The following is a 25,847-nucleotide window of genomic DNA, read 5'->3' as shown; positions in this document are numbered from 1 at the left end:
GTGCCGCAGACCGCCGGAAACACCGGCTGCAGGTGGCGATGTCAGCGATGATCGGGCAGGCGGATGTCGTCGGCTGCGGGTACAATCTCTGCCGTGCACCCCCCAATCGACTTCGGCAACGCGTCTGCCCGCGATCTGCCCCCGGCCTACCCGCGCCGGGCGGCACGAGGCACCGCGAGTCGTCTGCGCGCCTGGCAGGCCGAGGCCCTCGAGCACTACTTCGCCGAGCAGCCGCGAGACTTTCTGGCCGCCGCCACGCCGGGTGCCGGCAAGACCACGTTCGCGCTGCAGCTGGCCGCGGGCCTGCTCGATCAGGGCGTCATCGATCGAGTGCTGGTCGTGGCCCCCACCGAGCACCTCAAACGGCAGTGGGCCGAGGCAGCCGAGCGAGCCCTCATCCGCCTCGACCCGAACTTTCGCAACGCCGATCGGGTCTTCGGGTCGCACTACGTCGGCGTGACGGCGACCTACGCACAGGTCGCGGCCAACGTCGAGGTGCACAGAGCGCTGGCCGAGGCGAAGCGCACACTCGTGATCCTCGACGAGGTGCACCACGGCGGCGACGCGCTGAGCTGGGGCGACGCGATCCGCGAGGCCTACGCGCACGCGACGAGACGGGTCTGCCTCACGGGAACACCCTTCCGCTCTGACGAGGCCCAGATTCCCTTCGTCACGTATGAGCCTCAGCCTGACGGCTCGAAGATCTCACGTGCCGACTACACGTACGGCTACGGTCGCGCGCTGCACGACGGCGTGGTGCGGCCGGTGATCTTTCTGACCTACGCCGGCAACATGCGGTGGCGTTCTCGCAGCGGTGACGAGATGAGCGCCGATCTTGCCGCACCCGCGACCAAAGACATCATCGCCCAGGCCTGGCGCACTGCGCTCGACCCGCGCAGCGACTGGATCGGTTCGGTGCTGCGTGCGGCAGATGCGCGGCTGACGCAGGTGCGTCGCGGGGTGCCCGACGCGGGCGGCCTCGTGATCGCCACCGACCAGACGCAGGCCCGGGCCTACGCCGGCATCCTCAGGCAGATCACGGGGGAGTCTGCAACCATCGTGCTGAGCGACGAAGACGGCGCCAGCGATCGCATCGAAGAGTTCTCAGCGGGGCAGCAGCGCTGGATGGTCGCAGTGCGCATGGTGTCAGAGGGCGTCGACGTGCCCAGGCTGGCCGTCGGCGTCTATGCCACGAGTGCCAGCACGCCGCTCTTCTTCGCACAGGTGATCGGCCGTTTCGTGCGAGCCCGCAAGCGCGGCGAGACGGCGACGATCTTTCTGCCGAGCGTGCCCGGCCTCGTCGGTCTGGCCCATGAGCTCGAGGTCGAGCGAGATCACGTTCTCGGCGGGCCCAGAGATCGCGACGACGACGGCCTTGAAGACTCGCTGCTCGAACAGGCGAACCAGCGCGAATCGGCCTCAGCCGATCTGCTGGACGGCGTCGACTTCGAACCTCTCGAGGCGCAGGCCGCTTTCGATCGTGTGCTCTTCGAAGGCGATGAGTTCGGCTCGGGCGCCGAAGCCGACAGTCTCGAAGAGCAGGACTTCCTCGGTTTTCCCGGACTGCTCGAACCCGACCAGGTGCGCTCGCTGCTCCGTTCGCACCAAGACGAGATCACCAAGCGCAAACAGCGCACCGCAGCGTCGTCGCCCCAGACCGAGGCGGCTTCCAGCGAGCCGCTCTTCAAACAGCTGAAGGCCAAGCGCGCCGAACTCCACCAGGCGGTGTCTGTCTGGGCGCAGATCAGCGGTGAGTCGCACAGCAGCATCCATTCCAGACTCCGCCGCATCAGCGGCGGCCCGGCCGTGCCTCAGGCAGATCTCGGGCAGCTGCAGAAGCGGCTGCAGACCGTGCGCGGCTGGATGCACCGCGGCCGCCGCTGACGTACGGCCCGATCCTGTTCATCCTGTTCATCCGGCTCATCTCCGGTGACGACACAGCGTTGACTCGGATGCCGGCTCTCGCCGTGCCGGCGAGCTGCCGAGGCTTCGCCGAGCCGTGATCTGAGCGAAGTCGCCCCGATCCGGCACAGGTTAGGGTCGTCTACTTTGCACTTGTATACAAGCCGGAGTAACGTCTCCAACAGGTGTCGCCGACAGGTGTCGGAGACCGACTATTTCACCGAAGTGAAGAGGAACGCACATGACCGAGACATTGGCCGTGTTGCAGAGCGACCCCACGGCGCTGGCGCTGGCGCGCTGGCAGTTCGGGCTGACGACTCTGTACCACTACCTGTTCGTGCCGCTGACGATCGGGCTGATGCTCATCGTCGCGATTATTCAGACCGCCTGGGTGCGCACCGGCAAGGTGAAGTACCTGAAGCTCACAAAGCTCTTCGGCAAGATCTTCCTGATCAACTTCGCCATGGGCGTCGTGACGGGCATCGTCCAGGAGTTCCAGTTCGGGCTGAACTGGTCGGAGTACTCGCGCTTCGTCGGAGACATCTTCGGCGCACCGCTCGCCATGGAGGGGCTCTTCGCCTTCTTCCTGGAGGCCACGTTCATCGGCGTCTGGATCTTCGGCTGGAACAAGGTGTCGAAGGGTGTGCACCTCGCTTCGGCGTGGTTGACGTCGATCGCGACCATTCTGTCGGCATACTTCATCATCGCCGCCAACTCGTTCATGCAGAATCCGGTCGGCTACGAGCTGAACCCGAACCGTGGACGCGCCGAGCTGACCGACATCGGCAAAGTGCTCACGAATCCGGTCGCGGTCTCAGCATTTCCGCATGCGATCACGGGTGCAGTCGTGTTCGCGGGGGCCGTCATCGTCGCGGTGTGCGCCTACCACCTGCGGCGCAATCAGCACGTCGAGACCATGCGCACCGGCCTGAAGATCGGTGCCTGGTCGGTGCTCGCCGGGTTCGTCGGCACGTTCATCAGCGGTGATCAGCTCGGCATCGCAATGGTCGAGACGCAGCCCATGAAGATGGCTGCCGCCGAGGCCATGTACCAGACCAGCACGGGTGCCGACGCCTCGTTCTCGATCTTCACCCTGGGCACTCCCGACGGTCACAGCGAGCTGTTCTCGCTGCGCGTTCCCTACCTGTTGTCGTTCCTGTCGACGCACACCTTCAACGGCACGGTCGAGGGCCTGACGAATCTGCAGGCCCAGTACACGCAGCAGTTCTGCACGGATGCCGCCAACGCCGCGCTGACCTGCCCCTCGAGCGGCTCGTTCATGCCGATCATCTGGATCACCTACTGGAGCTTCCGCTGGATGATGGGCCTGGGCGCATTCGCCGCGCTCATCGCCCTCGTGGCGCTGTGGCTCACCCGCAAGAAGAGCACGATCACCGTTCCCGACTGGTTCTGGAGGGTCGCCATCTGGGCTGCACCGGTGCCGCTGGTCGCCAACCTGGTCGGCTGGGTCTTCACTGAGATGGGGCGTCAGCCCTGGATCGTCTTCGGCCTGATGACGACGGAGAGCGCCGTCTCGCCGAACGTCCCGGCCTGGTCGGTCGGCCTGTCGCTGGCTCTGTTCACCCTGGTCTACGGGTCTCTTGCCGTGGTCGAGTTCAAACTCATCAAGAAGGCAGCACAGGACGGACCACCGGAGTTCGACGAACTCGACAGCGGGGATGAGACCGCAGAGGTCGATCCCCACAAACTGGCGATCACGTACTAGGTAATGGAGATTTGATCAAATGACTCTCGAAATTCTCTGGTTCTTCATCGTCGGGGTGTTGTTCGTCGGCTACTTCGTGCTCGACGGCTTCGACTTCGGCGTGGGTATGTCACTGCCCTTCCTCGGCAAGAACGACACCGAGCGCCGGCAGATCATCAACACGATCGGCCCGGTCTGGGATCTCAACGAGACCTGGGTGATCGTCGCCGGTGCCTGCCTGTTCGCCGCCTTCCCCGAGTGGTATGCCACGCTCTTCAGCGGCGCGTACCTGGCCCTGGTGCTCATCCTGATCGCCTTGATCCTGCGCGGCGTCTCGTTCGAATACCGCCATCAGGGTCACCACGAGAACTGGAGCAAGTGGTTCGACTGGTTCATCGTGATCGGCTCTGCCGTACCGGCGCTGCTGTGGGGCGTGGCAGTGGCGAACATCGTCAACGGGCTGCCGATTCTCAAGGTCGAGCACTCGTTCGTCTACCAGGGCACGCTGCTGACGCTGCTCAACCCGTATGCCCTGCTGGGCGGCCTCACGACCCTGCTGCTCTTCTTCACGCACGGCGTGCAGTTCGTCGCCCTGAAGACCGACGGCAAGGTCAAAGCTCGTGCGCATCGTCTGGGCCGCACACTCGGCCTGATCACGATCGTGGTGGCAGCGCTCTTCCTGCTGTGGACCAACATCGCCCACTTCTCGCCGATCGTGCTCGTGCTCTCGCTGCTGGCCGCGGTGACGCTGATCATCAGCTACTGGTGCAACTGGATCGAACGCGACGGCCTCGGCTTCACGTTCACGGCGCTCACCGTCGTCTTCGCCGTGCTGGCGCTGTGGATGGTGCTGTTCACCAGCTACCCGGAGCACATGGTGATGCCGAGCACGTACGGACTCGAGCACAGCCTGACGCTCACGAACGCCTCGAGTTCGACGAACACCCTCTCGTTCATGACCTGGGTGGCGGTGTTCGCCCTGCCGGTCGTGCTGCTCTACCAGGGGTGGACATACTGGGTGTTCCGCAAGCGCGTTCGCCGCGTCGACATCGAGCACGCGACTCTGGCACACTGACGCCACACCAGCCGGAACGAACCGCTTCGCTCGACTGCACGACTACACTGTTGTGGCAGGCGAGGGGAGCGGTTCTTCCGTCTGCGCCGATATCTTCGAACACGAGGTGAACGATCAAACCCATCGACCCCCGGCTGCTGCGCCGGGCAACGGCTGCACGAGGCTATCTGCTCGTCAGCGGGCTCATCGGTCTGCTGCAGATCGCCTGCATCCTGGTCTTCTCGTGGGCTGTGGCCCAGTGCGTGGCCGGTGCGCTCATGCAGCACCTCACGTGGGGCGAGAGCCTGCGTCTGGTCGGCCTCGCCGCGGTCGCACAGGGCCTGCGCGCCCTGCTGGCCTATGCCTGGAACGTCTCGTCCGAGGTCGCCGCGGCAACGGTCAAGGCGCAGCTGCGCGAGCAGATGGCGCAGAAGTTCGCCGCACTCGGCCCGGCCTGGCTGAGCAGCCGCTCGGCCCCGCAGCTGACCACGGTCTACGGGCGCGGTCTCGACGCCCTCGACGGCTATTTCTCGAAGTTTCTGCCGCAGCTCGTGCTCACCGCCATCTCGGTGCCGGTCTTCCTCGTCGTCCTCTGGCGCGAAGACCTGCCCTCCGCCATCACCGTGGGCATCACCCTGCCGCTGATCCCTGTCTTCATGATCCTGATCGGCTGGTACACCCAGCGGGTGCAGAACTCGGAGTGGGAGGCCTCTCGGACGCTCTCCGGGCACTTCGTCGACGTCGTCACCGGGCTCTCCACGCTCAAAGTCTTCGGGCGTCAGTGGCACCAGCGTGACGTGATCTCGGCGGTGACCGATCGCTACCGGCAGCGCACCATGCGTGTGCTGGGCATCTCGTTCATGTCGGGCTTCGTCCTGGAGCTCGCCTCGACTCTGGCGGTGGCCCTGGTCGCCGTCTCGATCGGCACGCGCCTCATCGGGGGAGGGATCGACCTGTACACCGGCCTGTTCGTGCTGCTGATCGCACCCGAGGCCTTCTCGCCGCTGCGCCTGGTGGGGTCGCACTATCATGCGGCCACTGAGGGCATCTCGGCCGCCGACGACGCGCTGAGCGTGCTCGACGAACCCGAGCCCGAGCCCGGGGCCGCGACGCACCCGACGCCCTCTCTCCGCTGGGCGACCGACGATGTGACCATGGCATCCGCCGAGCCGACCTCGAGTCTCAGACTCGACGACGTGCGCGTCACGCGGGGCGACGTCGAGCTGCAGCCCGTGTCACTGCGCGCCGAGGCAGGGCAGCTCACCGTGGTGAGCGGGCCGTCTGGAGCGGGAAAGAGCAGTGTGTTCGCAGCGCTTCTGGGCTTCGCGCCGGCGACCGGTGCGGTGAGCTGGCAGGCCGGGCGCATCGATCTCGCACGCGACGCGCCGCTGCGCGCTAACATCGCGTGGGCCGGGCAGCAGAGCGACCTCTTTCCCGGCACGATCGCCACCAATGTCGCCCTCGGGGTCGATCCAGACGAACCCGCCGACCCCGAACAAGTGAGGCGGTGCCTGCGGCTGGCGGGCGCCGGCCGACTCGACCCCGACCAGATGATCGACCCCATCGGCGGCGGCATCTCGGGCGGCCAGGCCCAGCGCGTCTGCATCGCGCGCGCCTACTACCGGGCGTTCTCGCGCGACTGCAGGATCGTGCTGCTCGACGAGCCGACCAGCGCCGTCGACGAGCAGACCGAGCGTGACATGATCGCCGGCATGCACACGGTCGCCCGCGACGGTCGTGTCGTGATCGCCATCAGTCATCGCCCGCGCGTGATCGCTGCGGCGGATGCTCGGGTGTGCGTCGCAGCCCAGCCGGCGAGCCCTGCGGGGGGTCTGGGCGATGCCGGAGCAGATGACTCCTCGACGACGGATGACCAGCGCAGCGGGGTGGTCGCATGAGCCGACGCACGACACCGCTGCCGGCCCCCGGCGTCGACGAGCGACTCGCCAGACTCGCCACGCCAGACCCGAAGCGCTTCTGGGCGGGTGCGCTCTTCGGAGTGCTCAGCGCCGCAGCCGCCATCGGTCTGACCTGGGCCAGCGCCTACCTCATCTCGGCGAGCGCGCTGCGGCCGCCGATTCTGACCCTGATGGCGGTCATCGTGAGCGTGCGGGCCTTCGCGCTGGGGCGCGCCTCCTTCCGCTACATCGAGAGACTGCTCAGTCACGACGCCGCGTTCCGCATGCTCGGGCGGCTGCGCGTCGGCGTGTTCGAACGTCTCATCCCGGGAGCGCCGGCGAACCTCTCGCATCTGGGCCGCGGCGATCTGATGAGCCGATTCGTGTCAGACATCGACGACCTGCAGGATCTTCCGCTGCGCGTCTGGCAGCCGCTCCTCACCTCGCTGGCGGTGAGTGCGGTCACGACCGCGCTGCTCGCGCTGATCTCGCCGATGGCGGCACTCGTGCTCGCCCTGAGCCTGATCGGCGCCGCAGTGCTCGGCGGTGTGCTGCCAGAGCGCGCCACCTCGGCTCGCACGCGCGAGGCCGCCCCGGTGCGGGCTGCGCAGAACGAGCACATGCTGCGCATGCTCGAGTCGATGGACGTGCTGACCGCCTACGATGCGCTGCCGCAGGCGCAGCGCGAGGCCCGGCGTCTGGCCCGTCGGCAGTCGGTGATCGACCGCTCGCGCGCCACCACGCAGGGGCTCGTCGATCTCTGTCTCACCGGATTCACCGGTGTCGCCGTGATCGGCGCGCTCTGGGCCGGGGGCACCGACCTGCAGGCCGGAGCGTTTCCCGGCAGCTGGCTCGCGGTGCTGGTGCTGGTGCCGATGACGATCTTCGACGTCTTCTCTCAGGTGCCGACCGCCATGACGGCGATCGAGAAGGTGCGCGTCGCCTCGCACCGCATCGGTGCGGTCATCGACGACGGCAGGCGGCTGAACGGCGGAGCCGACGATGCCGGTTCGTCTGCGGATGCCGGGGCCGGGCCCGCCTCGCAGCCAGACGAGCGAGCATCCGCGTTCTCGTCGCTGCAGCTGCGCGACGTCAGCATCGGCTGGCCCGGTGCACCGATCATCGCCGAGGGCATCGACCTCGACCTGCGGCCCGGCCGCCGTCTGCTCATCACAGGGGCGAGCGGTGCCGGCAAGAGCACGCTGGCGGCCACCATGGTGCGTTTTCTCGACCATCGCTCCGGCCGCTACACCATCGACGCACGAGACGCGCGCGACCTCGGCGGAGACGCCGTCCGACGGGTCGTCGGGCTCTGCGAGCAGCGACCCCACCTCTTCGCGTCAACAGTGCGCGCCAACCTGCTGCTGGCCCGGCCCGAAGCCGAGGACGCTATTCTGCTCGCGGTGCTGCGCCGAGTCGGCCTCGACGACCTGAGCCGCTCGCGCGACGGCCTCGACACGATCGTGGGAGAGAACGGCAGGCTGCTCTCTGGCGGCCAGGTGCAGCGATTGGCGTTGGCGCGTGCCCTGCTGGCCGAGTTTCCGGTGATCGTCTTCGACGAGCCGACGGCCAACGTCGACCCTGAGCTCGCCGACGAGCTGCTCGTCGACCTGCTGACCATCGCAGGCTTGCACGGCAGCACCCGTGACGGGAGGCCTCCCGCAGTCGTGCTGATGAGTCACGATCGGGTTCCTGCGACCCTGGTCGACGAGCACCTGCATCTGGCTGACGGACGGCTCACGCGGGTCGAGGCCGGCGAACAGGCGTGATCGAGTAATCTTGAGGCGGTCTGCCTCGTTTCCGACAGACCAGCGCGATCCATGAGAACAGGTGAAGAAGAGTTGAGCGACGAGACGGCAGAACAGCCAGAATACGACTTTCGCAGACTGCAGCAGAAGTGGCAGCCCATCTGGGCCGATCAGCAGCTGTTCGACGCCGAGCGGGCGGTGACCGAGCATCCCGAGCGACCGCGCAAGTACGTGCTCGACATGTTCCCGTACCCGTCGGGAGACCTGCACATGGGGCACGCCGAGGCGTTCTGCTATGGCGACATCGCCGCACGCTACTGGCGCCACCGCGGCTACAGCGTGCTGCACCCGATCGGCTGGGACTCCTTCGGCCTGCCTGCCGAAGACGCGGCGATCAAACGCGGCATCAACCCGCGCACGTGGACGTATGACAACATCGCACAGCAGAAGCGCAGCTTCGAGACCTACGCGCCGAGCTTCGACTGGTCGCGTGAGCTGCACACCTCCGACCCCGAGTACTACCGCTGGAACCAGTGGCTCTTTCTGCAGATGTACGAGCGCGGGCTGGCGTACCGCAAAGACTCCTGGGTCAACTGGGATCCGGTCGACCAGACCGTGCTCGCCAACGAGCAGGTGCTCGCAGACGGCACGTCGGAGCGCACCGGCGCACTGGTCGAGAAGAAGAAGCTCACCCAGTGGTACCTGAAGATCACCGACTACGCCGACCGCCTGCTCGACGATCTCGACGCGCTGGAGGGACGCTGGCCGTCGAAGGTGCTGCAGATGCAGCGCAACTGGATCGGCCGCTCCTACGGCGCCGACATCGACTTTCACATCGAGGGTCGGGAGCAGCCGGTCACCGTGTTCAGCACGCGTCCCGACACCCTCTACGGCGCCACCTTCATGGTGGTCGCCCCCGAGAGCGACCTGGCCGCCGAGCTCGTCTCGACCGCCAGCCCCGAAGCACGGATGCGCTTTCAGGACTATCTCGATCGCACGCAGCACGCCACCGAGATCGAGCGTCAGGCCAGCGACCGCCCCAAGACCGGCGTGTTCCTGGAGCGCTATGCGGTGAACCCGGTCAACGGCGAGCGGCTGCCCGTCTGGGCTGCCGACTATGTGCTCGCCGACTATGGCCACGGCGCGGTCATGGCCGTGCCCGCACACGACCAGCGCGACCTCGACTTCGCCCGCGCCTACGACCTGCCGGTACGCGTCGTGGTGGGCACCGACGAGGACGACCCCGCCGAGAGCGGCGTCGCAGTCACCGGAGACGGGGTGCTCACCAATTCGGGCCCGCTCGACGGCCTGCACAAAGACGAGGCGATAGCACGGGTGATCGAGAGGCTCGAGGCCGATGGCACCGGTCATGGCACGAAGACGTACCGCCTGCGCGACTGGCTGATCTCGCGTCAGCGCTACTGGGGCACGCCGATTCCCGTGCTGCACGCCGAAGACGGCTCGCTGGTGCCGGTGCCCGAGTCGCAGCTGCCGATCGAGCTGCCCGACACCGAGGGCCTCGATCTCAAGCCCAAGGGCACCTCACCGCTGGGTGCGGCCACCGAATGGGTGCACACCACGCTGCCCGGCACCGACGAGCCGGCGCTGCGCGACCCCGATACGATGGACACCTTCGTCGACAGCTCGTGGTACTACCTGCGCTTTCTGGGCGCCAACGACGCGGCACAGCCGTTCGACCCCGAGCAGGCCCGCCAGTGGGCGCCGATCGACATCTACGTGGGCGGCGTCGAGCACGCGATCCTGCACCTGCTCTACTCGCGCTTCATCACGAAAGTGCTGCACGACATGGGGTGGGTCGCGTTCGACGAGCCCTTCACCTCGCTGATCAACCAGGGCATGGTGCTGCTCGACGGCTCGAAGATGTCGAAGTCGAAGGGCAATCTCGTCGAGTTCGCCTCCGAGCTGCGCGATCACGGCGCCGACGCGCTGCGAGTCACGCTCGCCTTCGCGGGGCCGGTCGAAGACGACATCGACTGGGCAGACGTCTCGGTGCAGGGCTCGGCGAAGTTCCTCGCCCGGGCCTGGCGCGTCGCTCGCGACGTGAGCAGCGCATCCGCCGGTGAGTCCGCTGCCCTCGACGAAGGCGACCTGACGCTGCGGCAGGCCACGCACCATCTGCTGTCCGATGCGCCCGACCTGATCGAGGCGACCAAGTACAACGTGGTCGTGGCCCGTCTGATGGAGCTGGTGAACCTCGCACGCAAGACGATCGACCGCCCGCAGGGGCGCGGGGCCGCCGACCCGGCGGTGCGCGAGGCCGCCGAGGTGCTGGCCCGTGTGCTCGACCTGTTCGCCCCGTATCTCGCCGCTGAGATGTGGCAGATGCTGGGTCATGAGGATGCCGTGGCGCTGTCGGTCTGGCCAGTGGCCGATCCCTCGCTGCTGGTTCGCGAGGAGGTCACCGCGGTCGTGCAGATCAACGGCAAGGTGCGCGCACGGCTCCAGGTCTCGCCTGAGATCGCCGAGAGCGAGCTGCAGGAGCTCGCGCTGGCGAATGACCACGTGCAGGAGCTCCTGGGCGACCGCAGCATCCGTCGGGTGATCGTGCGTGCGCCGAAGCTGGTGAATATCGTGGTGGGCTGACCGGCAGCCGCATGACCGACACGTGCCCTCGGTGGGCAGCGGAGTGATCTCACTCGGCGCCCACCGGGGGCGCTGTTCTGCGCACAGACCGTGTCGTGCCCCGAAGCCGTGCACAGAGCTGCCCGAGACCCTGTGGAAAGTCGCTCGGTCGGCCAGAGTCGAGCCATGGCACCTCCAGCGCACCCGACGGCCTCGACTCGGTTTCTGCATGTTCGAGCGCTGATTCTGCTCACCGCGTTCGCGCTGGTCGTCTGCGTGCTCCTGTCTGCCTGTCGAGGCTCGGCGCAGACCACCGTCGACCCCGATCAGGGCGCTGCGACAACCCACGGGCAGCCCGGCTCGGCGTCGGGCGCAGATGCGCCCGACGGCGCTCTGGGCGCAAGCACGACGGGTGATGGCGTGCACGTGCATGTCACCGGCGCGGTTCGCGCGCCCGGACTCCATCGGCTCGATCGGGGTTCGCGCATCGCCGACGCCATCGAGAAGGCCGGCGGGTTCGCAGCCGATGCCGACATCGAGGCCCTGAACCTCGCTCGCGTGCTGGTCGACGGTGAGCAGCTGGTGGTGCCGCGTCGCGGTGAACAGGCGGCGGCGCCCACGCCGAGCAGTCCAAGCGCTGCAGCCGGGCAGCCGGGCTCGACATCCAGCTCAGCCTCGGGCGGCAGTGGCGTCGGCGGCCAGGTCAATCTCAACTCGGCGACGACCGACCAACTGCAGACGCTGCCGGGAGTCGGCCCGAGCACGGCGCAGAAGATCATCGACTCGCGCAACGCTGAAGGCCCGTTCGCATCGGTCGATGATCTGACCCGAGTGGCGGGCATCGGCGAGAAGACCCTCGAGAAGCTGCGATCGCGGGTGACGGTATGAGCGTGCTGAGACGCTCTCTGCTGGCCTCGCCGCAGCTGATCGAGTGGCGACACCTCGGTGACGTTCCGGCTGACCGCCCCAGCTGGCGGCCGGCGATGGCGCTGCTGGTCGTGCTCGCCGGCTGGATGGCGGCCTTAGGCCAGGGGGCCGGCGAGCCGGCCGCACGCGCCGAGCTGCGAGAGCGACTCGACCTCTTCAACCCCGGGTGGGCCCAGCAGATGCGGGCCGCGTTCCAAGATGTGCTCGCAGAGCTCGGCCAGCGACTCTCTGTCGACGCCGAGGTCACCGGGCTCATCGGCGGTGTCTCGGTCGGCGTCGTCGACGGTCTGCCTGAGACGACTGACGCGAACATGCTCGCCACAGGGCTCTCACACGTCACCGCCGTCAGCGGGTCGAACGTCGCCGTGCTCGTCGGTCTGGTGCAGGGACTTCTCGGGATCATGCACACACCGCGACTGTGGCGCGGCATCGGCGAGCTCAGCGGCATCTGGGGGTTCGCGCTCCTCGTCGGCGGCGAGATCACGGTGCTGCGTGCGGCGGCCATGCTCACGCTGGTGACGCTGATGCGCCCGCGGAGCGGCGGGCGCGGCATCGTGGGCATCTGTGCCGCCGTGCTGATCCTGCTGCTCTGGGAGCCGAGGCTCGCCGGCAGTGTGGCGTTCGGGCTCTCGGTCACGGCGACCGCAGGTCTCATGCTCTTCAGCGAGCCGGTCTCACGGTGGCTGCGCCGATGGATGCCAGAGACACTCGCCAATCTGCTCGCGCCGAGCGCGGCCGCCCTGCTCGTCTGTCAGCCGCTGCTGCTGCTCATCGACGGGCAGCCGGCCGCGGGCCATCAGCTGGCTGCGAATCTGCTGGCACTGCCCGCAGTGCCTGCGGTGACGGTGCTGGGGGTGCTCAGCTGCCTCCTCGCTGAGTGGGCTTCACCGCTGGCCGCCGCCTTCGCCCTGGCTGCGGTGCCTGGCGGATGGTGGATCGGTCAGGTTGCGGCATACTTCAGTGCACATCCCTTCGGCACAGTGCCGTGGCCGCCCTGGCCGGTCGGCGGCATCACAAGCGGGCTACTGGTCGCCCTCTTGGCGGTCGGCACACTGATCGGCGCGCGTCGCGGGCCGACACCTGCAGCAGAACCGTCGGCGGGCGGGCATCGCTGGCGAATCCGCTCATCCGGTGATCGCACAGACTGCGGTCGGCATCACCGAGGGCAGCCTTGGCGGTGGCGCGTGCGTCTGTTCAGCTTCGGCGGCGCTGTCCTGGTCGTCATCGTGACCGTCGCGATCACCGGTGTCGGCCAAGTGCTGTCGACCAGTCGTCTGCCGGTGGGCACTCCGCTGCTGCAGTGCGATGTCGGCCAGGGCGACGGACTCCTCGTGCAGGGCGGCGGCGCGACCGTGCTGATCGACACCGGCGAGTCTCCGCAGCAGATCACCGACTGCCTCCGCGGCGCGCAGGTCAGCGCCATCGATGTCGTCGTGCTGACGCACTCAGACATCGACCATGCGGGTGCCACCGAAGCGGTGGCGAAGGTCGCCAAGGTCGACACCGTACTGATTCCCGACGTCATCGACGCCAAACTGGACCGTTCTGCCTTGCGACTGCAGGCTCGTCAGATCGTGCGTGCGGGTCTCGGTGACGCCGGAACCATCCATCCGGTCAGCGCCCTCGCCGCTTGGCGTAGCACTGCACAGCGAACGCCGTCTGGGGCGGGCATCTCGTGGCGCGCGCTGCACCCCGAGAAGGCGGCGGCACATGGTGAGGCGGTCAGCCGTCCGGTGCGCGATCCGAACGCGAACGGTCTCGCGATGCTGATCGATCTGCCCGAGCTGCGCGTGCTGACGCTCGCCGATCTCGATGCCGAGGCACAGCGCGCGGTCGGTCGCGAGCTGTCAGCGCTGGGTGTACGAAAGATCGACGTTGCGAAGGTCGCCCATCACGGCTCGGCCGACCACTGGCCAGGGCTGTACTCTCAGCTGCGGCCGACGCTCGGTCTGATCTCGTGCGGTGACGGCAACTCGTATGGGCATCCGGCGGCGAAGCTGTTGGCGACGTTGCAGCGCAGCGGCACAGTGGTTCGCCGCACCGATCAGGATGGCCGGGTGGCGGTGAGCGTCGAGACGCGAGAACCGGGGTCTGCGGGCCGCGGCGCATCGAATCCCAGCGAATCGGCCCTGGGAGGTCAGCGGCTCGCGGTATGGTGTGAGCACGGCTGTTGAGACGACATGACGTCGCTCCGGCACACAGCACGATTCAGAACGAGAGCAGGAGTCGCGTGGCGGCGAAGGGCAAGATCCAACGTGCACGGTGGTGCGAAGCGCGCCTCGCTCCGCTCGTCCTGCTGAGCGGTCCCGAAGACCTCTTGGCCGATCGCGCCCGGCAGCTGCTGCGCGAAGCCGTGCGGCAGCAGGCGAACCGCCAACAGCAGGAAGTCGAGTTCTCCGACCTCGACGCGCGCGAGTACGCCTCTGGCACCCTGTTGAGCGTCGCCTCGCCGTCACTGTTCGCCCAGCCGCGCTTCATCTGGGTCGACCACCTCGAGCAGATGAACGATGCGTTTCTGAGCGACGCACTCGACTACGTCGCCCAGGCCGATCCCGATGTCACCGTCGTGCTGCGGCATCGTAAAGGCGTGCGCGGCAAGAAGCTGCTCACGGCCGTTCGCGATGTGCCCGCCGCTCTCGAGGTGGAGTGCGCAGAGCTCAAGCGCGACGACGACAAACAGACGTTCGTGCGCGAAGAGCTGCAGCTGGCCGGCCGTCGCATCGACCCTGACGCGGCCCGTGCCCTCGTCGACGCCTTCAGCGCAGACACGACCGAGCTGGCCGCCGCCTGCCGACAGCTCGTGGCCGACGTGAGCGAGAACATCACTCGAGCCGACATCGACCGTTACTTCGGCGGTCGCGTCGAGACCACCGGCTTCGCCATCGCAGACGCCGCGCTGGCCGGTCAGACGGCCAAGGCTCTGGTTCTGGTGCGACACGCCGGGCAGCAGGGTATGAACGCCGTGCCGATCGTCGCGGCGATCGCGACCAAAGTGCGGCTGATGGCCGCGGTCTGCGAAGTGCACGCCTCTCCGCAGCAGCTCGCCTCGAAGGTCGGGGGAGCACCCTGGCAGGTTCGTCGCGCCCAACAAGACGCCGCACGGTGGAACCCGATCGAGCTCGGGCGAGCCGTGAGGGCAGTGGCCGACACTGACGCGCAGATCAAGGGGCAGGCCGTCGACGGCGGCTACGCCCTCGAACGTCTCGTGCGCAGACTGGCGACACGGCGCATCGGCAGTTGAGCGCCTGCCCCGGCGTTTGATAGTGTAGATGCTTGGCCTGCACACCCTCGGTGTGATGTGTCCGCGTCGAACCCGACCGGGCTTACCAGAAGACTGACAGAAAGACGACAGTGGCGAACATCAAGTCCCAGAAGAAGCGCATCCTCACCAACGCCAAGCGCACTGAGCGCAACCGCGCGCTGAAGAGCGAGCTGCGCACCCTCTCACGCAAGACCCGTGAGGCCGTCGCAGCAGGCGACAAAGACAAGGCTCAGGCCGAACTGCTGGTCGTCTCGAAGAAGCTCGACAAGGCCGTCACGAAGGGTGTTCTGCACAAGAACACCGCAGCGAACCGCAAGTCGAAGCTGACCAAGCAGGTCAACTCTCTCTGAGTCTGAGACCCAGGAGTTCGCGAAGGCCCGCCCCTGAGCGGGCCTTCTGCATCGCAGGACGCAGAGAAACGAGGAGCGCATGCCCAGAGTCACCGACCAGCAGGCACGACAGATCGTGCCCGCAGCCACCGACTCGAAGCGCATCCGCAACTTCTGCATCATCGCGCACATCGACCATGGCAAGTCGACACTGGCCGACCGTATGCTGCAGATCACCGGCATCGTCTCTGACCGAGACATGCGCGCCCAGTATCTCGACCGCATGGACATCGAGCGCGAACGCGGCATCACGATCAAGAGTCAGGCCGTGCGCATGCCCTGGGCTCTCGGCGACGAGGGCTACGCCCTGAACATGATCGACACGCCCGGTCACGTCGACTTCACCTATGAGGTCTCGCGCTCTCTGGCCGCCTGCGAGGGAGCGATCCTGCTGGTCGACGCGGCGCAGGGCATCGAGGCGCAGACGCTGGCCAACCTGTACCTGGCGCTCGAGAACGACCTGACGATCATTCCGGTGCTGAACAAGATCGACCTGCCCAGCGCCGATCCCGAGCGCTTCGCGGCCGAACTCGCCGGCCTGATCGGCGGCGACCCAGCCGATGTGCTGCGCGTCTCGGGCAAGACCGGCGAAGGAGTCGAAGAGCTGCTCGATGAGGTCGTGCGTCGCATCCCGGCGCCGCAGGGCGATCCCGAGGCTCCTGCCAGAGCGATGATCTTCGACTCGGTCTACGACGCCTACCGCGGAGTGGTCACCTATGTGCGAGTTGTCGACGGCCGTCTGAAGCCCCGAGAGCGGGTGCAGATGCTCAGCACCAAAGCCACGCATGAGATTCTCGAGATCGGTGTGAGCTCGCCCGAGCCGAGACCGAGCGACGGCCTTGCTGCCGGCGAGGTCGGCTATCTGATCACGGGTGTGAAAGACGTCCGACAGTCCAAAGTCGGCGACACGATCACCGCACATGCCCGCCCGGCGACCGAGGCGCTGCCCGGCTACGACGAGGCCAAGCCCATGGTCTTCTCCGGGCTGTATCCGCTCGACGGCAGCGACTATCCAGATCTGCGCGAGGCGCTCGACAAGCTCAAGCTCGAAGACGCCGCACTGATCTACGAGCCAGAGACCTCGGTCGCACTCGGCTTCGGCTTCCGCTGCGGCTTTCTCGGCCTGCTCCATCTTGAGATCATCTCGGAGCGCCTGCGCCGCGAGTTCAACCTCGATCTGATCGCCACCGCGCCGAGCGTGATCTACGATGTCACCGCCGAAGACGGCGCTCAGGTGCACGTCACCAACCCCTCCGAGTTTCCCGACGGCAAGATCGTCGACGTGCAGGAGCCGATCGTGCGGGCCACGATCCTGGCGCCGAAAGACTACGTCGGCGCCATCATGGAGCTCTGTCAGTCTCGCCGCGGCACCATGCAGGGCATGGACTATCTCAGCGAGCAGCGCGTCGAACTGCACTACACACTGCCGCTCGGCGAGATCGTCTTCGACTTCTTCGACCAGCTGAAGAGCCGCACACAGGGTTACGCATCGCTCGACTACGAGCAGACCGGCACGCAGAGCGCAGACCTCGTGAAGGTCGACATTCTGCTGCAGGGTGAGAAGGTCGACGCGTTCAGCGCGATCGTACATCGCGACGCGGCCTACGCGTACGGGGTGAAGATGACGCAGCGCCTGCGCGAGCTGATTCCCCGTCAGCAGTTCGAGGTGCCCATCCAGGCGGCCATCGGCGCCCGCATCATCGCTCGTGAGAACATTCGGGCTCTGCGCAAAGACGTGCTGGCGAAATGCTACGGCGGCGACATCTCGCGCAAGCGCAAACTGCTCGAGAAGCAGAAAGAGGGCAAGAAGCGCATGAAGTCGATCGGTCGCGTCGAGGTGCCGCAAGAGGCCTTCATCGCCGCGATCTCGAGTGACGGCGGGAGCCAGAAGGGCGAGAAGCGCAAGTGACGTTCAGCGTCTACGTGCACATCCCGTTCTGCCGGGTGCGCTGCGGATACTGTGACTTCAACACCTACACCGGCACGCAGCTGCGCGGCTTCAGCCAGAGCGAGTACGCGCAGGTGGCGGCCGACGAAGTCGGCTATGCCGCGCGTGTGCTGCGCGATGGCGACCAGGTTCCCGACCACGTCGACACAGTCTTCTTCGGCGGCGGCACGCCGACCATGCTGCCGGTCGCCGATCTGACGATGATCCTGCACCGCATCCGCGATGAGTGGGGCCTGGCACCCGACTGCGAGATCACCACCGAGGCGAACCCTGAGACGGCCGACGCCGCCGCCCTCCGAGAACTCTCCGCGGCCGGATTCACCCGCGTGTCGTTCGGTATGCAGTCGGCCGTGCCGCACGTCCTGCGAACTCTCGACCGGGTGCATCGTCCCGAACGCATTCCACTGGTGGTGCAGTGGGCGCGCGCCGCGGGGCTCCAGGTCTCTCTCGATCTGATCTACGGCACGCCGGGCGAGTCAATGGCCGACTGGCAGAGCAGCGTCGACGAGGCCCTCGCCGAGCATCCCGATCATCTCTCGGCCTACGCGCTGATCGTCGAACCGGGCACGAAGCTCGCTCGGCAGATCAGACACGGTGCGGTGGCCGAGCCCGACGACGATCTCACCGCGGACAAGTACGAGTGGCTCGACGCACGCATGCGCCGAGAGGGGTTCGAGTGGTATGAACTCAGCAACTGGGCGCGCGTCGTCGATGACGACCTCGACCGACGCTGTCGGCACAACCTGCGCTACTGGCACAATGACGACTGGTGGGGCATCGGCCCCGGTGCGCACAGCCACGTCGGTGACCAACGCTGGTGGAACGTGAAGCATCCGGCGCCCTACGCCGCCCGGGTGCGCGCGGGGGAGAGCCCGGAGGCCGGCCGTGAGACGCTGGACGCCACCGCGCGCTACGAGGAGCGCATCATGTTGGGCAGTCGGCTGCGCGAGGGCATCGGCGTGACGGAGATCGCGGCCGACCGTCGCGACGAGCTGCCACTTCTGGCCGGCGACGGCCTGCTCGATGCGGATGCGCTGGCCGGTGGACGAGCCGCCCTCACGCTGCGTGGTCGCCTGCTCGCCGACCGTGTCGTCGCAGATCTGATCGCATGAGGGCTGGTTCGTCCCGTTGCGCGACGGGCGCGCTATGATTAGCACTCGACACATGAGAGTGCCAACAGGGGAGTCAAACCGGAGGTGATTGCCATGGCGACCGAACGAGGTCTGGCGGTGCTGCAGGCGATCGTGAACGACTATGTGGCCACTCGTGAGCCGGTCGGCTCGGCGGGTCTGGTCTCTCGACACCAGTTTCACGTGTCTGCGGCGACGATTCGCAACGATATGTCCGCCCTCGAAGACGAGGAGCTCATCTCGGCGCCCCACACTTCGGCCGGTCGGGTGCCGACCGAGAAGGGCTACCGCGTCTTCGTCGACAATCTGACCCGCCTGCGCGGCATCTCGGCGCCGCAGCGACGGGCGATCGAGCGCTTTCTCGCGCCAGGCGAGGGCGACCTCGATGTGACCATCGAGAAGACGGTGCGCCTGCTCGCCCAGCTCACCAACCAACTGGCCGTCGTGCGCTACCCGACGTTCTCGAGCACCCGCGTGCGCAAGGTCGACATCGTCGACGTCGAAGGCGGGCGGCTGCTCGTCGTGCTGATCACCAGTCGAGGCACGGTCGCCCAGCATCATGTGACGCTGCCCGCCGGTGCGTCGACGCGGTCGGTGCGCCCCTCGGTCGTGCGGCTGCGGGCACTGATCAACGACCAGCTGCGCGGCGTCGACCTGGAGCAGTTCGCCGAACGTGCCGAGCAGGTGCGCGAGTACGCGGCCCCAGACGACCGCCCGCTCGCCGAGCTGCTGCTGGGTGCGCTCGAACTCGGCGTCGAGGGGTCGCGGTCACAGCGCATCGTCGTGGCCGGCACCGGCAACCTGATGCGCACCGAGGCCGACTTCGATCACACGCTGGTGCCGGTGCTCGAAGCCATCGAAGAGCAAGTGGCTCTGCTGCGGCTGCTCGGCGAGATGGGCAGCGAAGACCCCGATGTCGCCGTGCGCATCGGCCGCGAGAACGAGCACGAGGGCCTCGAAGAGGCCGCCGTGATCTCAAGCGGGTACGGCTCCCAGCAGCGCGGCGAGTACGGTCGTCTGGCCGTGCTCGGCCCGACCCGCATGGACTACCGCGCCAACATGGCCGCGGTGCAGGCCGTCGCCAGCTATCTGTCGAAGATGCTGCGATGATCACGGCCCGCATGACTCCGGCCCGCGAGACGAACGACGACCACCACAATTGGAGACGAACAGAATGACCGATCACTACGAAACACTCGGTGTGTCTCGTGAGGCGAACCAGGACGAGATCAAGAAGGCCTACCGTCGTCTGGCCCGCAAGCTGCACCCCGATGTGAACCCCGACCCGCAGGCCGCCGAGCAGTTCAAACAGGTGACGCTGGCCTACGAGATCCTCTCAGACGAGACCAAGCGTGCGCAGTACGATCGCGGCGACAGCGGTGACGGGCAGTTCGGCTTCGGCGACATCTTCGACGCGTTCTTCGGCGGCGGCGGAGGCGGCCGCGCGCACCGTGGCCCCAAGCCGCGCCAGCAGCGCGGAGACGACGCGCTGGTGCGCATCGACGTGTCGCTGCGCGACGTCGTGTTCGGTGCGTCAGAAGACGTCGAGGTCGATTCGGCGAAGGTCTGCGAGACCTGCAGCGGATCAGGCGCGGCACCCGGATCGTCACCGGTGACCTGCGACTACTGCCACGGCGAGGGCTACGTGCAGCAGCAGGTGCGCTCTCTGCTCGGCAACGTGCTCACCGAGGCGGTCTGCCCCATGTGCAAGGGGTACGGCACGACCATTCCGCAGCCCTGCCCGGACTGCGCCGGCCAGGGCCGGTTGCGCTCGCGCGAGACCATCACGGTGCCGATTCCCGCCGGCATCGACAACGGTGTGCGTCTGCACCTCGCCGGTCGTGGAGAGGTCGGTCCCGGTGGAGGGCCCCGCGGCGATCTCTACTTCGAGGTGCACGTCGAGAACGACGAGACCTTCACGCGCGACGGCGACGACCTGCTCGCCTCGCTCGAGGTCTCGATGACAGATGCCGTTCTGGGCACCAGCGCGAAGATCGAGAGCTTCGACGGGCCGCTCGACATCGAGGTCAAGCCCGGTGCACAGAGCGCCGACGTGATCACGATCGCCGACCACGGCGTCACACATCTGCACCGCAACTCGCGCGGGGCACTGCGCATCTCGCTGCGCGTGGCGACTCCCACCAGGCTCAGCGCCGACCAGCGTCGCCTGGTCGAACAGCTCGCACAGCTGCGCGATGACGAGCCGCCGCACCTGACCACCGCCGCCACGTCGGGCTTCCAGCGCTTCCGCAAGCGCTTCATGGGTCGCGGCTGATGCCGCTGTTCCTGCCTGAGCGGCTGCTGCGCCTCGAGCTCCCCGCAGACAGCGACGAGCACACCGTGAGCCGCACACTCGCCCAGCTGCCCGTTCAGGCGTTCCACGACGCGGCCGCTGCATCCGCGTGGCAGGCCCAGACCGGCGACTTCGTGGCCTTCGCCGGCGCCGAGGCGCACCACGCGACCGCAGTGCGCCGGCTGAACCGAGGCGAGCCGGTGAGCGTCGCCGACGGCACTGGCCTCGAACTCGTCGGAACGATCGCGGCGACCACCAAGTCATCGCTCGCGCTGCGCGTCGCCCTGCGGCGCACCCACGAGCTGCCGACGCCGTCGCTGACGCTGGTGCAGGCGCTGGCGAAGGGCGGGCGCGACGAGCTCGCGATTCAGAGTGCGACCGAGGCAGGCGTGGATGCGGTGGTGCCGTGGCAGGCGCAGCGCAGCGTGTCGGTGTGGCAGGGGCGCAAGCTTGCGACCGGTCAGCAGCGCTGGGCGGCGGTCGTGCGCGAGGCTGCCAAGCAGTCTCTGCGTGCGCGCGTGCCCGAAGTCGGCGTGCCCGTGACGACGCCCCAGCTGGCGGCGGCGCTGAGCGGGGCAGGTGCAGAAGCCCTCGAGGGGCGCCTGGCGCTGCTGCTCGACCCGGAGGCGCCGGAACGGCTGACCACGGTGCCGCTCGAACGCGCAACGAATGCCGAGCGGGGCGAGGTCGTGGTGATCATCGGCCCCGAGGGCGGTACAGACCCTGCCGAACGCGATCGACTGGTGAAGGCCGGGGTGATTCCGGTGCGCTTGGGCGAGAGCGTGCTGCGCACGTCGAGCGCGGGTCTCGCGGCAATCTCGGTGCTCAGCGGTCGGCTCGGCCGGTGGTGAGCACGGGCCGACTAAGATGGGCAGCATGAGCGCCGAGACACCCAGCATCTTCAGCAAGATCATCGACCGTGAGATTCCCGCCGACATCGTCGCCGAGACCGACGATCTGATCGCGATCCGTGACATCAGCCCGCAGGCCGAACTGCACCTGCTGGTGATTCCCAAGAGCGCCGGCTACCGCAACGTCGTCGAGCTCGCCGACGACCCTGAGCTGCTCGCCAAAGTGGTGAAGATGGCAGGCGCTCTCGCGCGTCAGTATGCCGACGGCGAGTTCCGACTCGTGTTCAACACCGGTGCTGCCGCGGGGCAGTCGGTGTTCCATGTGCACGCCCACGTGCTCGCCGGACCGACACTCGACGAGGGAAAACTTGCCTGACGCTGCACCAGAATCTCCCCGCGGCACGGTACGAGTGCCGCTGAACACCTCGGCGGTGCGCGTGCTCGGCCCCGGCGACCTGCATCTGCGGCGCATCGAAGAGCAGTGGCCCGGCCTGCGGTTCCAGGTCGACCGCGACGGCATCGAGATCAGCGGAGCGGGCGAACATCGCGACGCCGCCGCACGACTCATCGAGAGTCTCGACGCCGAAGCGCAGCATCGGCAGGTCACCGGAGCCGTCGTCGACGCCGTGCTGCGACAGCAGGCGTCGACTGCGCTGGGCTCTGTCATCGTCGGCGAGGGTACGCGCAGCGTTCGCCCCAAGACATCCGGTCAGCAGCGCTACGTCGAGGCCATCGATGAAAACGTCATCGTCTTCGGACTCGGCCCGGCAGGCACGGGCAAGACCTACCTGGCGATGGCCAAGGCCGTGCAGGCGCTGCAGCGCAACGAGGTGAGCCGGATCGTGCTGACTCGGCCGGCCGTCGAGGCCGGCGAGCGACTGGGGTTTCTGCCCGGCGGGCTGCAAGAGAAGATCGACCCATATCTGCGCCCGCTCTACGACGCTCTGGGTGAGATGATGAGCCCGGAGTCCGTGCAGAAGCTGCTCGAACTCGGCGTCATCGAGGTCGCCCCGCTGGCGTACATGCGCGGCCGCACGCTCAACAGCTCGTTCATCATTCTCGACGAGGCGCAGAACACGACGCCCGAGCAGATGAAGATGTTTCTCACCCGGCTCGGCTTCGGCTCACGCATGGTGGTGACCGGCGACTCCAGCCAGGTCGACCTGCCGGTGCGTCGCAGCGGTCTGATCGACGCCGAGCGCGTGCTCGGCGACGTGGCCGACATCGAGATGGTGCGTCTGAGCAGTGACGACGTCGTGCGTCACGGCCTGGTCAGTGCGATCATCGAGGCCTATGACGAACGTGCGGCGGCTGCCGAGACCGACGAGCGACGACGAACCACACCGCGAACATCAGAAGGAGCACAGCAATGAGCGTCGAGATTCTCAACGAATCGGGCGTCACGATTGACGAGGGCCGTTTTCAGCGGCTCATCACCTATGCGCTCGACGAGCTGCACGTGCACCGCGATGCGGAGCTCTCGCTGATCTTCGTCGAGGTTCCGGCCATGGAGCAGCTGCACATCCGTTGGATGCACGAGCCGGGGCCGACCGACGTGCTGAGCTTTCCGATGGACGAGCTGCGACCGGGCACGGCCGATCGCCCCACCGACCCCGGTGTGCTCGGCGACATCGTGGTCTGCCCCGACGTCGCGGCCGAGCAGGCGGTTCGCGCCGAGCATCCCGCGGAGCAGGAGATGCTGCTGCTGGTCACGCACGGGCTGCTGCACCTGCTCGGCTTCGATCATGCCGAACCCGACGAAGAGAAAGAGATGTTCGCTCTGCAGAACGAGATTCTGATCACCTTTCTGCACAACGAGCGCATCGCGGGCCGATGACCCTGCTGCTGATTCTGATCGCCGTGCTGCTGATCGGAGCCGGGGGAGTGTTCGCCGCCGTCGAAGCCGCGATCGTGACCCTGCCCGTCGCTGAGATCCGCGAGATCGCCGACGAGCACCCGAAGCAGCGCAATCGGCTGCTGGCCATCGCCTCGCAGCCGCGCGAGCACGCCAACACGGCGGCGTTCGAGCGAGTGCTCAGCGAGATGGGGGCCGCAGTCGTGGTCACGATCGCGCTGGTGAACGCGCTGCCCAACATGGTGCTCGCGCTTCTGCTCGCAATCGTCGCCATGACCCTGGCGTCGTTCGTGCTGGTGGGCTCCTCGCCGCGCAGCCTCGGCATCAACCGGCCCGAGAAGGTGCTCGTTCGCACGGCTCGGCTGATCTCGATCTCACGGGTCGTGATCGGGCCGATCGCGGTCTCGCTCTCGTCGTACGGTCGACGCACCCGTCAGGCCACCGAGGCCGACCAGGACGACGACACGCAGCTCATGCACCTCGTCGACAAGGCGGTCGAGCGCGACGTGCTCGAGCAGGGCGAGCGCGAGCTGATTCACCAGGTCGTCGAGTTCGGCGACACACTGACGCGATCGATCATGATTCCGCGCATCGACATGCGCACACTCGACACCACGACCACGCTCGACGATGCGATGGACGTATTTCTCGAGAGCGGGTATTCGCGACTGCCGCTGCAAGATGAAGAGACCGAAGACGTCGTCGGAGTGGTGTACCTGCGCGACGTCGCGCGCGCCCTGTTCGAGCAGGATGCCGCCCGCGAAGGCCAGCGCACCGTGGAGTTTCTCGCGCGTCGCCCGAACCTCGTGCCCGAGTCGAAGCCGATCGACGACCTGCTCGCCCTGATGCAGCGCACGCGTCGCCACATGTGGATCGTCATCGACGAGTACGGCTCGGTCGCCGGGCTGGTCACTCTCGAAGACGTCATCGAAGAGCTCGTCGGCGAGATCAGCGACGAGCACGATCGCAACGCATCTGAGGTCATTCGGCTGGCCCCGCACCGCTATCGGCTGAGCGCGCGACTCGCCCTGGACCAGCTCGGCGACCTCTTCGACGAAGAGCTCGAAGACGATGAGGTCGACACCGTCGGCGGTCTGCTCATCAAGGCGCTGGGGCACCTGCCCGCGCTCAACGAGCGCGTCGTGGTCGGCGACCTGTCGCTGACCGCCGCCCGTATCGATCCGCGCAGCCATCGGCTGCTCACGGTGATCGCCGAACCGGCAGCAGGCGCTGCGGCCGCCGCGGCCGGGGCCTCTGCCACAGCGACGCGCTCACACACGAACGAGACCACGCTCGAGCGCGCCCAGCGCGAGCGGGACGACTCACACCCCGAAAGAGACGAATCATGACTGAATCCGCTGAGCCCACGAACCAATCCGAACCAGATCTGCTCCCTGGCTTTCACGCGGGCTTCGTCGCCTTCGTCGGCCGACCGAACGCGGGCAAGAGCACGCTGATGAACGCGCTCGTCGGCGAGAAGGTGGCGATCACCAGCGCCAAGCCGCAGACGACGAGGCGGGCGATCCGCGGCATCCTCACCACCGACGCCGGGCAGATCGTCGTCGTCGACACACCAGGCCTGCACCGACCGCGCACTCTGTTGGGCCAGCGGCTGAACGACATCGTCGAGGCCGAGCTCGACGGGGTCGACGTGGTGTGCGTCTGCCTGCCCGCCGACGAGGCGATCGGCCCCGGCGACCGACGCATCATCGAGCAGGTGGGGCGACATCCGCGCGCCAAGCGCGTCGCGCTGCTGACGAAGACCGACCGGGTGCGGCCCGATGACGTGGCCGCCCGCCTGGTCGAGATCGATGCCCTGGCCGAGTGGGCGACGCTGATCCCGGTCTCGGCTGTTGCCGACGATCAGGTGGATGTCGTGCGTGACGAGCTGATCCGGCTGCTGCCCGCCTCGCAGCAGCTCTACGACGCCGAGACCCACACCGAGGACTCGATCGAAGTGCGTGCCGCGGAGCTCATCCGCGAGGCGATGCTCGAAGACGTTCGCGACGAACTGCCGCATTCCCTCGCCGTGGTGATCGACGACGTCGAACGACCCGACGCTGAAGGCGGCGTCACCAAGATCTATGCCAGCGTCTTCGTCGAGCGTGATTCGCAGAAGGGCATCATCATCGGCAGAGGCGGGCAGCGGCTCAAGGCGTTCGGCATCGCAGCGCGCAAGCAGATCGAACAGCTGATCGGCGGGCGCGTGCATCTCGATCTGCGGGTCAAGGTCGCCAAGGAGTGGCAGACCTCGCCGAAGCTGCTCGACCGTCTCGGGTTCTGAGGCGCCGAGGCCGAACGC

The 25,847-nt window shown here is 67.4% G+C and carries 20 protein-coding genes; all 20 read left to right on the top strand.

Going from position 1 to position 25,847, the window contains the following annotated elements; genetic code table 11:
• Window positions 1-63: 63 nt before the first annotated feature.
• The 20 genes from LRX77_RS00990 (at window position 64) to era (ending at window position 25,829) form a co-directional block, all read left to right on the top strand.
• Window positions 64-1,884 carry a DEAD/DEAH box helicase gene (locus LRX77_RS00990; RefSeq protein WP_269453593.1) on the top strand — a complete coding sequence of 607 codons (1,821 nt, stop codon included), beginning with the start codon at window positions 64-66 and terminating at the stop codon, window positions 1,882-1,884.
• A 259-nt stretch (window positions 1,885-2,143) separates the two neighbouring features.
• Window positions 2,144-3,628, top strand: a complete 1,485-nt coding sequence (locus LRX77_RS00985) for a cytochrome ubiquinol oxidase subunit I (protein WP_231830958.1) — start codon at window positions 2,144-2,146, stop codon at window positions 3,626-3,628.
• A 19-nt stretch (window positions 3,629-3,647) separates the two neighbouring features.
• Window positions 3,648-4,682: a cytochrome d ubiquinol oxidase subunit II gene (gene cydB / locus LRX77_RS00980; protein ID WP_231830957.1), complete on the top strand. Its 1,035-nt coding sequence runs from the start codon at window positions 3,648-3,650 to the stop codon at window positions 4,680-4,682.
• A gap of 113 nt (window positions 4,683-4,795) precedes the next feature.
• Entirely contained in the window at window positions 4,796-6,559 is a 1,764-nt protein-coding gene (cydD, locus tag LRX77_RS00975; RefSeq protein WP_331716126.1) for a thiol reductant ABC exporter subunit CydD, read from the top strand.
• Window positions 6,556-8,328: a thiol reductant ABC exporter subunit CydC gene (cydC, locus tag LRX77_RS00970; protein ID WP_231830956.1), complete on the top strand. Its 1,773-nt coding sequence runs from the start codon at window positions 6,556-6,558 to the stop codon at window positions 8,326-8,328. Before cydD ends, cydC begins: the two co-directional genes overlap by 4 nt.
• A 51-nt stretch (window positions 8,329-8,379) precedes the next feature.
• On the top strand, window positions 8,380-10,911 hold the full coding sequence (gene leuS, locus LRX77_RS00965) for a leucine--tRNA ligase (protein WP_231830955.1): 2,532 nt from the start codon (window positions 8,380-8,382) through the stop codon (window positions 10,909-10,911).
• A 165-nt stretch (window positions 10,912-11,076) separates the two neighbouring features.
• Window positions 11,077-11,778 (top strand): helix-hairpin-helix domain-containing protein, encoded by a 702-nt coding sequence (locus LRX77_RS00960; protein WP_231830954.1) that lies wholly within the window; start codon window positions 11,077-11,079, stop codon window positions 11,776-11,778.
• Complete coding sequence (locus tag LRX77_RS00955) at window positions 11,775-13,991, top strand: ComEC/Rec2 family competence protein (protein ID WP_231830953.1); 2,217 nt, start codon at window positions 11,775-11,777, stop codon at window positions 13,989-13,991. Before LRX77_RS00960 ends, LRX77_RS00955 begins: the two co-directional genes overlap by 4 nt.
• Window positions 13,992-14,047: 56 nt before the next feature.
• Window positions 14,048-15,058 carry a DNA polymerase III subunit delta gene (gene holA, locus LRX77_RS00950; protein ID WP_231830952.1) on the top strand — a complete coding sequence of 337 codons (1,011 nt, stop codon included), beginning with the start codon at window positions 14,048-14,050 and terminating at the stop codon, window positions 15,056-15,058.
• Between the two features lie 110 nt (window positions 15,059-15,168).
• Window positions 15,169-15,429: a 30S ribosomal protein S20 gene (gene rpsT / locus LRX77_RS00945; protein ID WP_231830950.1), complete on the top strand. Its 261-nt coding sequence runs from the start codon at window positions 15,169-15,171 to the stop codon at window positions 15,427-15,429.
• Window positions 15,430-15,508: 79 nt separating this feature from the next.
• Entirely contained in the window at window positions 15,509-17,377 is a 1,869-nt protein-coding gene (gene lepA / locus LRX77_RS00940) for a translation elongation factor 4 (RefSeq protein ID WP_231830948.1), read from the top strand.
• Window positions 17,374-18,528, top strand: a complete 1,155-nt coding sequence (gene hemW / locus LRX77_RS00935; RefSeq protein ID WP_231830947.1) for a radical SAM family heme chaperone HemW — start codon at window positions 17,374-17,376, stop codon at window positions 18,526-18,528. Before lepA ends, hemW begins: the two co-directional genes overlap by 4 nt.
• Before the next feature lie 93 nt (window positions 18,529-18,621).
• Window positions 18,622-19,656: a heat-inducible transcriptional repressor HrcA gene (gene hrcA, locus LRX77_RS00930; protein WP_231830946.1), complete on the top strand. Its 1,035-nt coding sequence runs from the start codon at window positions 18,622-18,624 to the stop codon at window positions 19,654-19,656.
• 64 nt (window positions 19,657-19,720) lie between these two features.
• A complete protein-coding gene (gene dnaJ, locus LRX77_RS00925) occupies window positions 19,721-20,821 on the top strand; it encodes a molecular chaperone DnaJ (RefSeq protein ID WP_231830945.1) in 1,101 nt (366 codons plus the stop codon).
• Complete coding sequence (locus LRX77_RS00920) at window positions 20,821-21,690, top strand: 16S rRNA (uracil(1498)-N(3))-methyltransferase (protein WP_231830944.1); 870 nt, start codon at window positions 20,821-20,823, stop codon at window positions 21,688-21,690. Before dnaJ ends, LRX77_RS00920 begins: the two co-directional genes overlap by 1 nt.
• A 25-nt stretch (window positions 21,691-21,715) precedes the next feature.
• A complete protein-coding gene (locus tag LRX77_RS00915; protein WP_231830942.1) occupies window positions 21,716-22,066 on the top strand; it encodes an HIT domain-containing protein in 351 nt (116 codons plus the stop codon).
• The gene (locus LRX77_RS00910; RefSeq protein ID WP_231830941.1) at window positions 22,059-23,063 is read left to right on the top strand and encodes a PhoH family protein; all 1,005 of its coding nucleotides are present in this window, start codon (window positions 22,059-22,061) and stop codon (window positions 23,061-23,063) included. The genes LRX77_RS00915 and LRX77_RS00910 overlap by 8 nt, the downstream gene beginning before the upstream one ends.
• On the top strand, window positions 23,060-23,527 hold the full coding sequence (ybeY, locus tag LRX77_RS00905; RefSeq protein WP_231830940.1) for an rRNA maturation RNase YbeY: 468 nt from the start codon (window positions 23,060-23,062) through the stop codon (window positions 23,525-23,527). Before LRX77_RS00910 ends, ybeY begins: the two co-directional genes overlap by 4 nt.
• Window positions 23,524-24,894 carry a hemolysin family protein gene (locus tag LRX77_RS00900; RefSeq protein WP_231830939.1) on the top strand — a complete coding sequence of 457 codons (1,371 nt, stop codon included), beginning with the start codon at window positions 23,524-23,526 and terminating at the stop codon, window positions 24,892-24,894. Before ybeY ends, LRX77_RS00900 begins: the two co-directional genes overlap by 4 nt.
• Entirely contained in the window at window positions 24,891-25,829 is a 939-nt protein-coding gene (era, locus tag LRX77_RS00895; RefSeq protein ID WP_231830938.1) for a GTPase Era, read from the top strand. The genes LRX77_RS00900 and era overlap by 4 nt, the downstream gene beginning before the upstream one ends.
• Window positions 25,830-25,847 lie beyond the last annotated feature (18 nt).

Origin of the sequence: Pseudoclavibacter sp. 13-3 (genome assembly GCF_021168475.1) — a bacterium.
Classification (GTDB): Bacteria; Actinomycetota; Actinomycetes; order Actinomycetales; family Microbacteriaceae; genus Pseudoclavibacter_A.
The sequence above is the reverse complement of the archived record's forward strand: the minus strand, read 5'-3'. Positions and strand labels throughout refer to the sequence as shown.

Bases quoted from the DNA above. Each gene is read 5' to 3' on its own strand.
- LRX77_RS00990 (WP_269453593.1), top strand. From the start codon at position 64: ATGTCGTCGGCTGCGGGTACAATCTCTGCCGTGCACCCCCCAATCGAC.
- LRX77_RS00985 (WP_231830958.1), top strand. From the start codon at position 2,144: ATGACCGAGACATTGGCCGTGTTGCAGAGCGACCCCACGGCGCTGGCG.
- cydB (WP_231830957.1), top strand. From the start codon at position 3,648: ATGACTCTCGAAATTCTCTGGTTCTTCATCGTCGGGGTGTTGTTCGTC.
- cydC (WP_231830956.1), top strand. From the start codon at position 6,556: ATGAGCCGACGCACGACACCGCTGCCGGCCCCCGGCGTCGACGAGCGA.
- leuS (WP_231830955.1), top strand. From the start codon at position 8,380: ATGAGAACAGGTGAAGAAGAGTTGAGCGACGAGACGGCAGAACAGCCA.
- LRX77_RS00960 (WP_231830954.1), top strand. From the start codon at position 11,077: ATGGCACCTCCAGCGCACCCGACGGCCTCGACTCGGTTTCTGCATGTT.
- LRX77_RS00955 (WP_231830953.1), top strand. From the start codon at position 11,775: ATGAGCGTGCTGAGACGCTCTCTGCTGGCCTCGCCGCAGCTGATCGAG.
- lepA (WP_231830948.1), top strand. From the start codon at position 15,509: ATGCCCAGAGTCACCGACCAGCAGGCACGACAGATCGTGCCCGCAGCC.
- hrcA (WP_231830946.1), top strand. From the start codon at position 18,622: ATGGCGACCGAACGAGGTCTGGCGGTGCTGCAGGCGATCGTGAACGAC.
- dnaJ (WP_231830945.1), top strand. From the start codon at position 19,721: ATGACCGATCACTACGAAACACTCGGTGTGTCTCGTGAGGCGAACCAG.
- LRX77_RS00920 (WP_231830944.1), top strand. From the start codon at position 20,821: ATGCCGCTGTTCCTGCCTGAGCGGCTGCTGCGCCTCGAGCTCCCCGCA.
- LRX77_RS00915 (WP_231830942.1), top strand. From the start codon at position 21,716: ATGAGCGCCGAGACACCCAGCATCTTCAGCAAGATCATCGACCGTGAG.
- ybeY (WP_231830940.1), top strand. From the start codon at position 23,060: ATGAGCGTCGAGATTCTCAACGAATCGGGCGTCACGATTGACGAGGGC.
- LRX77_RS00900 (WP_231830939.1), top strand. From the start codon at position 23,524: ATGACCCTGCTGCTGATTCTGATCGCCGTGCTGCTGATCGGAGCCGGG.
- era (WP_231830938.1), top strand. From the start codon at position 24,891: ATGACTGAATCCGCTGAGCCCACGAACCAATCCGAACCAGATCTGCTC.